13 protein-coding genes are annotated in these 12558 nt (G+C 71.1%); 7 read left to right on the plus strand and 6 right to left on the minus strand.

The genetic code is table 11. The features are described 5' to 3' along the window. Nucleotides 1-252 precede the first annotated feature (252 nt). Together ACCP09_RS26875 and ACCP09_RS26880 are read left to right on the plus strand one after the other, a co-directional pair. A complete protein-coding gene (locus ACCP09_RS26875; RefSeq protein WP_378333579.1) occupies nucleotides 253-687 on the plus strand; it encodes a DUF6319 family protein in 435 nt (144 codons plus the stop codon). A gap of 149 nt (nucleotides 688-836) precedes the next feature. Further along, entirely contained in the window at nucleotides 837-1487 is a 651-nt protein-coding gene (locus ACCP09_RS26880) for a GntR family transcriptional regulator (protein ID WP_027933576.1), read from the plus strand. On the opposite strand, the gene ACCP09_RS26885 is transcribed toward ACCP09_RS26880, so the two are convergent. Then, complete coding sequence (locus ACCP09_RS26885; protein WP_433751336.1) at nucleotides 1469-2770, minus strand: MFS transporter; 1302 nt, start codon at nucleotides 2768-2770, stop codon at nucleotides 1469-1471. The genes ACCP09_RS26880 and ACCP09_RS26885 overlap by 19 nt on opposite strands. A gap of 114 nt (nucleotides 2771-2884) precedes the next feature. Between ACCP09_RS26885 and ACCP09_RS26890 the strand changes: the two genes are divergently transcribed. Then, nucleotides 2885-3556, plus strand: a complete 672-nt coding sequence (locus tag ACCP09_RS26890; protein ID WP_433751339.1) for a DUF2848 domain-containing protein — start codon at nucleotides 2885-2887, stop codon at nucleotides 3554-3556. A 372-nt stretch (nucleotides 3557-3928) separates the two neighbouring features. Here ACCP09_RS26890 and ACCP09_RS26895 read toward each other — a convergent pair whose 3' ends face one another. Next, on the minus strand, nucleotides 3929-5086 hold the full coding sequence (locus ACCP09_RS26895) for an RNA polymerase sigma factor (protein ID WP_433751342.1): 1158 nt from the start codon (nucleotides 5084-5086) through the stop codon (nucleotides 3929-3931). Further along, the gene (locus tag ACCP09_RS26900) at nucleotides 5083-5490 is read right to left on the minus strand and encodes a YciI family protein (RefSeq protein WP_433751345.1); all 408 of its coding nucleotides are present in this window, start codon (nucleotides 5488-5490) and stop codon (nucleotides 5083-5085) included. Before ACCP09_RS26900 ends, ACCP09_RS26895 begins: the two co-directional genes overlap by 4 nt. Nucleotides 5491-5659: 169 nt before the next feature. Here ACCP09_RS26900 and ACCP09_RS26905 point away from each other — a divergent pair, with 169 nt between their 5' ends. After that, on the plus strand, nucleotides 5660-6388 hold the full coding sequence (locus ACCP09_RS26905) for a VIT1/CCC1 transporter family protein (protein WP_123684611.1): 729 nt from the start codon (nucleotides 5660-5662) through the stop codon (nucleotides 6386-6388). Here the strand turns inward: ACCP09_RS26905 and ACCP09_RS26910 are convergent. Continuing rightward, nucleotides 6385-6966, minus strand: a complete 582-nt coding sequence (locus tag ACCP09_RS26910; protein WP_433751348.1) for a dihydrofolate reductase family protein — start codon at nucleotides 6964-6966, stop codon at nucleotides 6385-6387. The genes ACCP09_RS26905 and ACCP09_RS26910 overlap by 4 nt on opposite strands. Nucleotides 6967-7035: 69 nt before the next feature. After that, the gene (locus tag ACCP09_RS26915; RefSeq protein ID WP_378333588.1) at nucleotides 7036-8493 is read right to left on the minus strand and encodes a peptide MFS transporter; all 1458 of its coding nucleotides are present in this window, start codon (nucleotides 8491-8493) and stop codon (nucleotides 7036-7038) included. A 156-nt stretch (nucleotides 8494-8649) separates the two neighbouring features. On the opposite strand from ACCP09_RS26915, the gene nhaA reads away from it, so the two are divergent. Genes nhaA through ACCP09_RS26930 form a run of 3 tightly spaced genes read left to right on the plus strand, consistent with a single transcriptional unit; the run spans nucleotide 8650 to nucleotide 11317 of the window. Further along, nucleotides 8650-9840, plus strand: coding sequence for a Na+/H+ antiporter NhaA (gene nhaA / locus ACCP09_RS26920; protein WP_027933568.1), 1191 nt, complete (start codon nucleotides 8650-8652; stop codon nucleotides 9838-9840). 38 nt (nucleotides 9841-9878) lie between these two features. Further along, on the plus strand, nucleotides 9879-10361 hold the full coding sequence (locus ACCP09_RS26925) for a phage holin family protein (RefSeq protein WP_027933567.1): 483 nt from the start codon (nucleotides 9879-9881) through the stop codon (nucleotides 10359-10361). A gap of 17 nt (nucleotides 10362-10378) precedes the next feature. Further along, entirely contained in the window at nucleotides 10379-11317 is a 939-nt protein-coding gene (locus ACCP09_RS26930) for an alpha/beta fold hydrolase (protein ID WP_027933566.1), read from the plus strand. Between the two features lie 41 nt (nucleotides 11318-11358). Here the strand turns inward: ACCP09_RS26930 and ACCP09_RS26935 are convergent, their stop codons facing one another. Continuing rightward, nucleotides 11359-12555: a MarP family serine protease gene (locus ACCP09_RS26935; RefSeq protein ID WP_027933565.1), complete on the minus strand. Its 1197-nt coding sequence runs from the start codon at nucleotides 12553-12555 to the stop codon at nucleotides 11359-11361. Nucleotides 12556-12558: the final 3 nt, after the last annotated feature.

Here is a 12558-nt window from a genome sequence, read left to right on the forward strand (position 1 = left end):
CGAGATACACCCGATCGGGTACAGATAAGTAACGCCCACTTCGACTTGCCCCCATCGAGCGACATCGCTTCCTCACCCTGGCGGGTGATGGCGGCAGCGTATCGGTCCCTCCGGACGCGACGCCCCGGGGGTACGCGGAAGTAGGTCGCGCGGGACAATCGCCGAGCCCACCCCAGCGAGCGGCTATCGAACGCCTGTTCTAGAATTCGGGCCGACGTAGCCGGACCCCACGAGAGGGAGACCGCAGCACCGATGAGCTTGGACACCACGACCACCCCGCAGGAGCAGGACACCCCCGTCACGCCGGCGCCGGTCACGGACGACTCCGCAGCCGCTCCCGCTCCCGCCGCCCCCTCCGCCGAAAGCGAGGAAGCCAAGCCCAAGCGCGGCCGCCCGAAGGCCTCCGCCGCGAAGAAGACCCGCACCGTCGAGCTCACGCTCACCGTCACCGGCACCGCCGACGGTGAGTGGCAGGCTGAGCTCAAGCACGGCTCGAAGTGGGTCGCGCAGGGGCTGAAGATCCCGGCCTCCGCCGTGTCCCGCGCGGCCAAGGAGCTGCACGAGGACCTGTCGACGCCGATCGACGAGGTGATCAACGCCGCCGTCGAGCAGCAGAAGGCCAAGGTCGCCGCGCTGGAGGCCGAGCTGGAGCAGGCCAGGCAGGCCCTCGCCGAGCTCGACGGCTGACCTCGGCCGCCGGAACCGATCGCCCTCGCGCGATCCCGAGACCCGCCGGGGCGGATGTCCATCGATCAGGCATCCGCCCCGGCGTTCTTTTCCCACCCGCCACTTTCCGCGTACCATCTGTATACAACGTGTATGGAGGGGAGCCCCGGATGCCGGCGACGAGCAAGCCCGCCCAGTCCGGGCGGGCGAAGGCCTACGACTACCTGAAGAACACCGTGCTGGCCGACCCCGACGCCGAGGGCGGCTTCATCAGCGAACAGGAGGTCGCCGAGCGCGTCGGCGTCTCCCGCACCCCCGTGCGCGAGGCGTTGCTGCAGCTCGCGGCCGAGGAACTGGTGCAGCTCGTGCCCAACCGGGGCGCGTACATCGCGCCGCTGACCGGGCGCGACCTGCGGGACCTCGTCGAACTGCGCGGACTGCTCGAACGGTTCGCGGCCGAACGGGTCATGGCGGACGGGACCGTGCCGTGGCGGGCCATGCAGAAGGTCCTCGAACAGCAGGAGCGCTGCGACGACCCGGCGTCGGCCAAGGAGTTCATCGAACTCGACGCGCACTTCCACACGCTGCTCGTCGAGGCCGCGGGCAACTCGATGCTGAGCCGGACCTACACCGCGCTCCGAGCCCGGCAGGTGCGTGCCGGGCTCGTCGCGCTGCGGCGGTCAGGCACCCGGCACGCGGAGGTCATCCACGAGCACCAGGCCATCGTGACCGCACTGGCCAACGGTGAGGTCGAGGCGGCGCTGGCCGCCATCGACGACCACCACGCCCAGACGTTGAAGCATCAGCTGACGACCACCTGAGTCTCGGCGCGGGCCTCCCGCGCGAGCGCGATGCCGACGATGCTGACCACCGCGGTCACCACGACGTACAGCGCGAGCGCGACCCAGCTGTCGAAACCGGCCAGCAGCGAGGTGAACAGCAGCGGCGCGATGGCGCCGCCGATCACGCCGGCGAGCGTGTAGGCCAGCGAGCTGCCGGTGTAGCGCAGGCGCTCGGTGAACTGCTCGGTGATCAGCGCGGCCTGCGGCCCGTACAGCGCGGCGTGGATGACGAGCGCGATCACGATGCCGACCAGCAGCAGGCCGAACGAGCGGCCGGACACCAGCGGGAAGAACACGAACGGCCAGATCGCCGCGGCGATAGTCGCGAAGAGGTAGAGCTTGCGGCGGTTCAGGCGGTCCGACAGGGCGCCGAACGCCGGCATCAGGACGAGCTGGCCGGCCGACCCGATCATCACCGCGGTGAGGCCCTGGCTGCGGGACATGCCCAGCTCCTGGGTCATGTAGGTCAGCACGAAAACGGTGAACAGCGCGTACAGCACATCGGGGCAGACGCGGACGAAGATCGCGGCCAGCAGGGCCCGGCGCTCGTACTTGAAGACCTCGGAGATCGGCGCGCTGGGTCGCTCACCGCTCTCCGCGATGCGCTTGAAGACCGGGGTCTCCTCCAGCTTGAGCCGGATCCACAGGCCGAAGGCGACGAGCACGGCGGACAGCAGGAACGCCACGCGCCAGCCCCACGAGTCGAACTGCTCCTCGGTCAACAGCAGGGCCAGCAGCGCGAGCACACCGTTGGCGAGCAGGTTGCCGGCAGGCGGGCCGACCTGGGCGGCGGAGGCCCAGAACCCGCGCTTCTTCGGATCGCCGAACTCGCTGGACAGCAGCACCGCGCCGCCCCACTCACCGCCGATGCCGACGCCCTGTGCGAAGCGCAGCAGGACCAGCAGCACCGCCGCCGTGCCGCCGATCGCGGAGTGGGTCGGCAGGACGCCGATGAGGAAGGTGGCGATGCCGGTGAGCAGCAGCGTGATCACCAGGACTCGCTTGCGGCCGAGCACGTCGCCGAGACGGCCGAAGACGAACCCGCCGAGCGGACGGGAGAGGTAGCCGACGGCGTAGGTGGAGAACGCGGCCATCGTGCTGACCAGCGGGTCGCCTGCCGGGAAGAACTGGTGTCCGAACACGGTGGCCGCGGCCACCGAGTAGGCCGCGAAGTCGTACCACTCCAGCGACGTGCCGGACAGGCTGGCCAGGAAGGCACGCCGTAGCGACGCCCTGTCCACGGTCGGCGTTACCGAGGTCATTGCTCACATCCTGATCTATTCGGTGCCACGATGCTGTAATACTCGTTGTATACAACCTGCATGCGCAACCCCTCGCAGGTAAGAACTGGGTTACCCGAAATTACGGAGGACGACATGCCGACGCTGAGCTTCGACCTGCCCGACGGCACGACGGTGACCACTCCGGTGACGACCCTGCTGAACGCCGGGTACGCGGGCCGCGACCAGGCGGACGTCGCCGCGCACGTCGCCGAGCTGGCCGAGCTGGGCGTGCCGGCGCCGAAGGTCACGCCGGCGCTGTACCCGGTCGCCCCGTACCTGGCCGCCCAGACCGACGAGGTGCCCGCCCAGCACGACCGCACGTCCGGCGAGGCGGAGTGGGCGCTGGTGATCACCGCCGAGGGGGTGCTGCTCACCGTCGCGTGCGACCACACCGACCGGGAGCTCGAGGTGCACGGCGTGGCGTGGAGCAAGAACGCGGCGCCGGACGTGCTGGGGCGCAAGGCGTGGCGGCTGGACGACGTGGCGGACCGGCTGGACTCGCTGACGCTGCGCGGCTGGGCCGACGGGCAGCTGATCCAGGACGGCACGCTTGCCGAGCTGCTGACGCCGCAGCACTGGCTCGACGTGCTGCGCGAGCGCGGCCTGTACGAGCCGGGGGTCGTGCTGATCTCCGGGACCATCCCGATGGCGCCGGGGGTGAACCAGTTCGCCGGCGAATGGCGGGTCGAGCTGGGCGACCCCGCGACCGGCAACACGATCGAGGCGGCCTACCGCGTCCGACGGCTGCCGGAGGCGATCGGCTGACCCTCGTGGGCTCGCAGCCGAAAACCGCAGTGGGGAGGTCCCTGCGCGGGTGACTGCACGGCGGTCACCGGAGGCCATCGCCTAGCGGCAGCTGCTGTGCCCGCGGAGCGGGCATGCCCGGGAGGGTGGGCGGAGTCCTGCCACCCGCCGGCGGGTAGAGGCGCGGGGTTACCCGCGGCCACCACCCGACAGGGGCTACCGCCCCCGCGCAGCGGGCACATCCAGCGAGCGTCGCCGAGCCAGGGCCTCAGCGCAGGCAAGTCCCGGCGCGGGCAGGGGTGCGCCGGGGCGCCTGGGCGGAGGGGCGCTGAGGCGCCTGGTGTTGGGGCGCCGGGCGTTGGGGCACTGAGGCGCCGGGCATTGGGTGTCAGCTCAACCGCGCAGCCTCGTGTTCAGTCGTGCGGCTTGGCGGGTCAGGTGGTCGCGCTCGGCGAGGTTCGTGGCCTTCGCGGCGGCCTCCGCGTACAGCCGGGCGGCGCTCGCCAGGTCACCATCGCGTTCGTGCAGGTACGCCGATACCGCGGCGTACCTCGGCAGTCCTTCGTCCAGCGACGCGAGTTCCGCCAGGCCCGCGCGTGGGCCGTCCGCCTCGCCGACCGCCACCGCCCGGTTCAGGCGCACCACCGGGCTGTCCGTCAAGCGCACCAGCTCGTCGTACCACTCGACTATCTGCACCCAGTCGGTCTCCTCGGCGGTGGGCGCGTCGGCGTGCAGGGCGGCGATCGCGGCCTGGGCCTGGAACTCGCCGAGCCGGTCGCGGGCCAGCGCCGCCTGCAGGATCTCCACGCCCTCCGCGATCAAGCGGGTGTCCCACCGGCCGCGGTCCTGCTCGGCGAGCGGCACCAGGCTGCCGTCGGGCGCGGTCCGGCTCGCGCGCCGGGCGTGGTGCAGCAGCATCAGCGCGAGCAGCCCGGCCACCTCGGGGTGGTCGATCACCGCCGCGAGCTGGCGGGTCAGCCGGATCGCCTCGGCCGCCAGGTCGACGTCACCGGAGTACCCCTCGTTGAACACCAGGTAGAGCACGCGCAGCACGGTGGCGACGTCGCCGGGCTGGTCGAACCGCACCCCGGAGACCGTCCGCTTGGCGCGGCTGATGCGCTGCGCCATCGTCGCCTCCGGCACCAGGTACGCGGCGGCGATCTGCCGGGTGGTCAGCCCGCCGACCGCGCGCAACGTGAGCGCGACCGCGGACGACGGGCTCAGCGACGGGTGCGCGCACAGGAAGTACAGCTGGAGCGTGTCGTCCACGCCGACGGCCTGCCCGGGCTCCGGCTCCTCCTCGACGAGGTCCTCACGACGGCGCCGGGCCGCGTCCGCCCTGGTCGCGTCGAGGAACTTCCGCCAGGCGACGGTGACCAGCCAGCCCTTCGGATCGCGCGGCGGGTCGGCAGGCCACACCCGCAACGCCTCGACCAGCGCCTCCTGCACCGCGTCCTCGGCCGCCGCGAAGTCGGCTCCGCGGCGGACGAGGATCGCGAGCACAGTCGGGGTGAGACCACGGAGCAGGGCCTCATCCACCGCGGGGCTCATTCCGTGACGGTGGGCGGCTCGGTGAGGAAGGGGCGCAGCTCGAGCCATTCGTGGATCGGCTTCCCGCCCGCCCCGGGCGCGGCCGACAGTTCCCCGGCCAGCTCGACCGCACGCTCGTGGCTGTCCACGTCAATCACCATCCAGCCCGCGATCAGATCCTTCGTCTCCGGGAACGGGCCATCGGTCACCGGCGGACGACCCTCCCCGTCGTAGCGCACCCACGTCCCCTCCGGCGCCAGCGCCTGACCGTCGACGAACTCACCGGTCTCCTCCAACCGGGCCGCGAAATCCCGCATGTACTGCACGTGCGCGGTGACCTCCTCCGGCGTCCACTGATCCATCGGCACGTCGTTGACCGCCACCGGAGCGCCCCGGTAGTGCTTGAGCAGCAGGTACTTGGCCATGATCTTCTCCTCGATGTAGTGCGGCCCATTCTGGCCGCGTTCGCACCGGAGACGGAGCCGATCACGGGTTCTCGACACCGACGCGCGATTTTTTTTTCGGCGAACCGCTGTGGTTTAGGCAAGACTCAGCTAATACGGGAAACCGGCCCCGGGGTGCTTCAATGACCACGTGACCGAGACGAAGGACGCCGCCGAGGCGCACGCGCACGAACCCCACGGCGAGAGCCTGGGCAGCAGGCTGAACTGGCTGCGCGCCGGGGTTCTCGGCGCCAACGACGGGATCGTGTCGGTCGCCGGGCTCGTGGTCGGCGTCGCAGGCGCGACCACCGACCACGGCGCCATTCTGATGGCCGGAATAGCCGGGCTGGTCGCGGGCGCGCTTTCCATGGCGGGCGGGGAATACGTCTCGGTGAGCACCCAGCGGGACACCGAACAGGCCGCGCTCAAGCTGGAGAAACAAGAACTGAAGACGATGCCGGAGGCCGAGGAGCGGGAACTCGCCGACATCTACGAGGACAAGGGCCTGTCCCGGGAGCTCGCCGAGCAGGTGGCCCGCGAGCTGTCGCGGAAGGACGCGCTCGCCGCCCACGCCGAGGCCGAGCTCGGCATCGATCCCGACGAGCTGACCAACCCGTGGCAGGCCGCGTGGGCGTCGTTCGTGTCGTTCTCCATCGGCGCGCTCATCCCGCTGCTGGCGATCGCGCTGCCGCCCACGTCGTGGCGGGTGTGGACGTGCGCGATCGCCGTCGTCGCGGGCCTCGCGCTGACCGGGTACACCAGTGCCCGGCTCGGCAGCGCCGGGCCGGGCCGGGCGGTGGCGCGCAACGTGGGCGTCGGCGCGCTGACCATGCTGGTCACCTACTACGTCGGCACGCTGTTCGGCATCACCGCCGGCTAGCGCGGTACGCGGTAGCGGATGTGGGTTGCCTCGGGCGTGTCGATCACCTCGAGGATCTCCAGCTCGACCCGCGCGGGCAGTACGTCGAACAGCCTGCGGCCGCCGCCGAACAGCACGGGGATCTGGTGGATCTGCACCTCGTCCAGCACGCCCGCCTCGATCGCCCGCTGCCCGGTGTACGCGCCGATGACGTGCACGCGGCGGTCGCCGGCGGCGGCCTTCGCCCGTGCCATCGCCTCGACGATGCCGTCCACGTAGGTCACCAGCGGGTAACCGGCCACGTCCGGGCCGGGCGGCCGGTGGCTGGGCACGAAGATCGGGATGCCCATGCCCCCGTGGTCGCCACCCCAGTGGTCGACCTGCTCCGCGGTCCGTCGCCCGCTGACGACCGCACCGGCCGCGCCGATCCGGTCCATCAGCTCGGCACTCGGGCCGGATTGGCGCGGTTGGAAGTCCGGGGTGAACGCCCATTCGTGCAGGCGCATGAAGCCGTCGCCGCCGGGGTTTCCCGGTCCGTCGTTCGGGCCCGCTACGTAGCCGTCGAGCGACATCGACATGTCGAGCACTGCTGTGGCCATCTCAGCTCCCTGGTCGTCTCGTTCCGTCCGTTCCTTAGACGTCGAACGACACCGGGCGGATTCGACCGGCTAGCGCACGCCCGACATCAGTTTCCGCACGAACGGGCTGATCAGCGCCAGCACCACACCGATCACGACGGCGACCCCGCCGACGATGCCGAAGTACGACGCCTCGTGGTCGGTGCCGTAGTACTCGGCCAGCGAGCCGGACAGCGCGGTGCCCAGCGAGACCGACAGGAAGTTCAACGCGACCATCTGCGTGCGGAACGCGTCCGGCGCCAGCTTCGTCGACAGGGACAGGCCGACCGGCGACAGCATCAGCTCCGCGACGGTGAACACCAGCAGGATCCCGACCAGCGCGAGCAGCGGCGTGCTGTTTCCGGCGCCGCCCGCGAAGAACAGGAACAGCAGGAACGCCACACCCATCACGGACGTGCCGAGCGCGAACTTGATCGGCGTCGACGGCTGACGCGAGCCCAGCTTGATCCAGATCGCGGCCATCACGGGCGCGAGCAGCAGGATGAACACCGGGTTGATCGACTGCACCCAGCTCACCGGCATCTCCCAGCCGAACAGGTCGCGGTCCAGCCGCTGGTCCGAGTACACCGCGACCACTGTGAACTGCTGCTGGTAGAGCGCGAAGAACGCGGCGCTGGCGATGAACATCGGGATGAACGACAGCACCCGCCGCCGCTCGATGGCGGTGATCTTGCTGCTGCTCAGGATCACCGCGAAGTAGACGACCGACGCGATGCCGACGATCCACACGACCACGTCGGACAGGTTGGCCGCGGTGACGATCCCGCTCAGCACGGCCGCCACGATGACGGCGACCAGCACCAGCAGCACCCCGCCGACCGCGGGCCGCCGCTGCGCGGGCAGCGGGTTGGGCACCTCGCGGGCGGTGTCGGGCAGGTTGCGCCGGAAGACCGTGTACTGGGTCAGGCCGATCGCCATGCCGATCGCGGCGAGCCCGAACCCGAGGTGGAAGCCGACCTCGCTCTGCGCCAGCCCGGTGAGCAGCGGGCCGACGAACCCGCCCAGGTTGACGCCCATGTAGAAGATCGTGAAGCCGGCGTCGCGCCGCTCGTCCTTCTCGCCGTAGAGCGTGCCGACGACCGCGGTGGCGTTGCCCTTCAACCCGCCGCTGCCGATTGCGACGCACACCAGGCCTACGCCGATCCCCAGGAAACCGGGCAGGAACGCGAGGCTGATGTGCCCGATCATGATCAGCACGGCGCTGTAGAACAGCGTGCGCTCGGACCCCAGCAGGCGGTCGGCGACCCAGGCGCCCACGATCGTGGACAGGTACACCAGGCCGCCGTAGGCCCCGACGATGCTGGTGGCGGTGGCCTCCGGCATCGCGAGGCCGCCCTCGGCGACCGAGTAGTAGAGGTAGATCGGCAGGATGCCGAGCATCCCGTAGTACGAGAAGCGTTCCCACATCTCGACGCCGAACAGGTTCGCGAGCCCGATCGGGTGCCCGAAGAACCGGGTGTCGCGCTTCGCCTCGGTGGAGGTCGTCACTGCCCCGCCCTTTTAAGGTCTAGACAACGTTGGCGAGTGACATGCTACGACTCCTGTTGGGCATCATGTTACCGGCCCGTAAGGTACGATGGTTAACGGTGCGCCGGGAAGTCTGGTCGGCAAGACTCGGTCCGACCGATCCCGGAGGAGCCTGCAGTGGGCCAGCCGCGCCGCCCCGCCAGCGAATTCGTGCGTTACCTGCGCACCGAAACCACCGGCGGGATGATCCTGCTCGCCGCCACCGCCATAGCCCTGATCTGGGCGAACTCGCCGATCGGCGAGTCCTACCGGGTGGTGCGCGACTTCCACGTCGGCCCGCACCTGCTGCACCTGAACCTGTCGATCGGCGACTGGGCCAAGGACGGCCTGCTCGCGCTGTTCTTCTTCGTCGCCGGGCTCGAGCTCAAGCGCGAGCTGGTCGTCGGCGAGTTGTCGCAGCTCAAGAAGGCCGTGCTGCCGATCATCGCCGCCGTCGGCGGCATGATCGTCCCCGCCGTGGTCGCCCTGCTCGTCGGCGACGGCGCGGAGGGCATGGAGCGCGCGTGGGCGATCCCGACCGCGACCGACATCGCGTTCGCGCTGGGTGTGCTCGCCCTCACCGCGTCGAACCTGCCGAGCAGCGCGCGCGTGTTCCTGCTGTCGCTGGCGGTCGTCGACGACCTGGGCGCGATCATCCTCATCGCCGTGTTGTTCACCACGTCCTTCAACCTGGTCGCCGCGCTGGTCGCGGTCGCCGCGCTCGCGCTGTACGCGTTCCTGCAGCACAAGCGGGTGCGGGCGTGGTGGATCTACGTGCCGCTCGCGGTCGTCGTGTGGGTCGCGGTGCACTCGGCCGGCGTGCACGCCACGATCGCCGGCGTCGCGCTCGGCCTGCTCACCCGCGTGCGGCCGGACCCGGACGAGGAGCACGCGCCCGCGATCCGGCTGGAACACCGGCTGCAGCCGTGGTCGGCGGCGGTCGCCGTGCCGGTGTTCGCTCTGTTCGCCGCCGGTATCGCGGTCAGCGGCGACTCGCTCGGCCGCGTCTTCACCGAGGCCGTGCCGCTCGCGGTGTTCCTCGGGCTGGTGGTCGGGAAGGCGGTCGGGATCTTCGGCGCCTGCTTCGCGGCGGTGAAGCTGCGGCTCGCGGAGAAGCCACGCGGGGTCGGCTGGCGGGACATCGCGGCGTTGTCGCTGCTCGGCGGCGTCGGGTTCACGGTGTCGCTGCTGATCGCGGACCTCGCGCTGGACGGCGAAACGAGTGACCTGGCCCGCACGGCGGTGCTGCTGGCCTCCGCCGTGTGCTCGCTGACCGGCGCGGCGGTGCTGCTGCGGCGCAACAAGGTACACGCCGCAGCGGAGGACTAACCGCGCCCCGTGCTGGGTCTTCTGGCACGATGACCCCCGTGAGCAGCCAGGAGCACGAACGCAACGGTCGGGATGCCCACGGGGCCGTGCCCTACATCCCACTGAGCCCGGAGGCCGAGTCCACGTCCGACGGCCAGTCGATCGGCAGCCTTGTCAGCCAGGCCACCCAGCACCTGTCCACGCTGGTCAGGGCCGAGGTCGAGCTGGCGAAGTCCGAGGTGATGGGCGAGGTCAAGAAGGGCGCCAAGGGCAGCGTCTTCTTCATCGTCGCCGGGGTGATCGGGCTCTACAGCTCGTTCTTCTTCTTTTTCTTCCTCGGCGAGCTGCTGTCCGAGTGGCTCAAGCGGTGGGCCGCGTTCGGCATCGTGTTCCTGCTGATGCTGCTGGTCGCGGGGCTGTTCGGCCTCCTCGGCTACCGCAAGGTCAAGAAGATCCGGGCGCCGGAGCGCACCATCACCAGCGTCAAGGACACGGCCGCGGCCCTCAAGCCGCGCCGGGACACCGTCCCCGAACACAGCTGAACCGCTCAGGCGCGACCGTGACGCCGCCCGACCCGTCCATCGTCCGGATCGACGGGCCGTGGGCGCACCGCGACGTGTCCGCGAACGGCATCCGGCTGCACGTCGCCGAGGCCGGGCACGGGCCGCTGGTGTTGTTCCTGCACGGCTTCGGGCAGTTCTGGTGGACCTGGCGGCACCAGCTCACCGCCCTCGCCGACGCGGGTTACCACGCGGTCGCGGCCGACCTGCGCGGCTACGGCGATTCGGACAAACCCCCTCGCGGCTACGACGCGTGGACGCTCGCCGGTGACGTCGCAGGCCTGGTCCGCGCGCTCGGCGAACGGCAGGCGCACCTGGTCGGGCACGCGTGGGGCGGGCTGCTGGCCTGGACGGCGGCCGCGCTGCACCCGCGGGTCGTGGCTTCCGTGACCGTGCTCGGCGGCGCGCACCCGATGGCCCTGCGCAGCGCGATCGGCCGTACCGCGTTCCGGCGCAAGGGGTCCAACCAGACGCGGGCCCTGGCGCACCTGTTCCGCTTCCAGGTGCCGATGGCGCCCGAGCGGTGGCTCACCGAGGACGACGGCGCGAACCTGGAGGGCCTGCTGCGCGCCTGGTCCGGCCCACGGTGGACGGCGACGCGCGACTTCGACACCAGCGCCGCGATGTTCCGCGAAGCGGTCCGGATCCCTGGTGTCGCGCACAGCGCGCTGGAGTACTACCGGTGGGCGTTCCGGGCCCAGTTCCGCGGCGAAGGACGCCGGTTCGCGAGCGCGGTGGGCACGCGCGTGGCGGCGCCGGTGCTGCAGATCCACGGTGCCGCGGACCCGTGCGTGCTGCCGGAGACCGCCCGGGCGTCCGCCCCGTGGCGCGGCCCGCACTCCGCTCTGGAGGAGCTGCCGGACATCGGTCACTTCCCGCAGCTGGAGGCACCCGCCGAGACCACCAAGGCGCTGCTGGACTTCCTGGCGAAGGCCTGACGCCGGGACCCGCGCGGCTGAGCGTGGAACTCGCGGGGCGGTCAGGCGGCGCAGGCTCCGGTGGAGACCCGGGCGCTCAGCGACGGCGCGGACTCGATCACCGGGCGCACCTGGTTGCCGGTCAGCGTGAAGCCGGTGTCGGCGTCCTCGACGGACGCCCCGAACACCACCCCGACGACCTGGCCCTGCGGGTCGACCAGCGGGCCGCCCGAGTTGCCGCTGCGCACCTGCGCCCGCACGGTGTACACGTCGCGGCGCACGGTGCGGGAGTCGTAGATGTCCGGGCCCTGCAACGTGATCTGGTTGCGGATGCGGGCCGGCGTCGCGCGGTACGGGCCGTCCAGCGGGTAGCCGAGGACGATCGCGCTGTCGCCCGCCTTCGCCGCCTCCGGCGCCAGGCGCAGCGGCGTCGCGTCCAGGCGGGGCACCGCGAGCACCGCGACGTCCACCTCGGGGTCGAAGTACACGACCCGCGCGGGCAGCCGCCCTGCCGACGTCTCCACCGCGGTCGTCTCCGTGCCCGCCACCACGTGCGCGTTCGTCATCACCCGCTGCGGCGCGATCACGAACCCGCTGCCCTCCAGCGTGCGCGAGCACGACTCGGCCGTGCCGCGGATCTTCAGCACGCTGCCACGCAACTGCTGTACCACGGCGCTGTCCTGGAGCGTCGTGTCCGGCGGCGCGGTGTCGTTGATCTGCGTCTTCTGGAACGGGTCCACAATGGACGGGAACCCGGAGACGTCGAGCAGTTTCCGCAGCTCGCTGGGCAGGCCCTCGGCGGCGGGCGGCATCGCCTTGTCGACCGTGCCGAGCACCGTCGAGTTGTTGATCGCCCGCGCCAGCCCGGGCAGCGCCGCGACGCCGGTCAGCGGCACCGCGATCAGCCACGCCACCACGAACACCACGACGGCCTGCACGATCGCGCCCAGCGTCTGGTCGATGCCGGTCAGCTTGTCGGTGTTGAACCGCCGCTTGACCGCGTACTTGAACCGACGGCCCAGCCACACGCCGAGCGTCTCACCGAGCGCGACCAGGAACACCACGGTCGCGACCGCGAAGGCGACCTTGGCGGCCGGGTTCTCGAACAACTCGACGACCCACGGCGCGATGCGGATGCCCAGGATCGCCCCGCCGATCACGCCGACCAGCGCGGGCAACGCGATCACCACGCCCTGGCGCGCGCCGGAGACAGCCGCCACCAGCGCCAGCAGAATGACCAGGACGTCGACCCAGTTCACCGC

Source organism: Amycolatopsis sp. 3B14 (assembly GCF_050958625.1).
In the GTDB taxonomy this organism is placed as follows: Bacteria; Actinomycetota; Actinomycetes; order Mycobacteriales; family Pseudonocardiaceae; genus Amycolatopsis_E; species Amycolatopsis_E thermoflava.

What these genes read in the sequence shown, in the direction of transcription:
- ACCP09_RS26895 (WP_433751342.1), bottom strand. Translation starts at nt 5,086, where the DNA reads ATGAGCCCCGCGGTGGATGAGGCCCTGCTCCGTGGTCTCACCCCGACT.
- ACCP09_RS26900 (WP_433751345.1), bottom strand. Translation starts at nt 5,490, where the DNA reads ATGGCCAAGTACCTGCTGCTCAAGCACTACCGGGGCGCTCCGGTGGCG.
- ACCP09_RS26890 (WP_433751339.1), top strand. Translation starts at nt 2,885, where the DNA reads ATGCCGACGCTGAGCTTCGACCTGCCCGACGGCACGACGGTGACCACT.
- ACCP09_RS26880 (WP_027933576.1), top strand. Translation starts at nt 837, where the DNA reads ATGCCGGCGACGAGCAAGCCCGCCCAGTCCGGGCGGGCGAAGGCCTAC.
- ACCP09_RS26885 (WP_433751336.1), bottom strand. Translation starts at nt 2,770, where the DNA reads ATGACCTCGGTAACGCCGACCGTGGACAGGGCGTCGCTACGGCGTGCC.
- ACCP09_RS26875 (WP_378333579.1), top strand. Translation starts at nt 253, where the DNA reads ATGAGCTTGGACACCACGACCACCCCGCAGGAGCAGGACACCCCCGTC.
- ACCP09_RS26910 (WP_433751348.1), bottom strand. Translation starts at nt 6,966, where the DNA reads ATGGCCACAGCAGTGCTCGACATGTCGATGTCGCTCGACGGCTACGTA.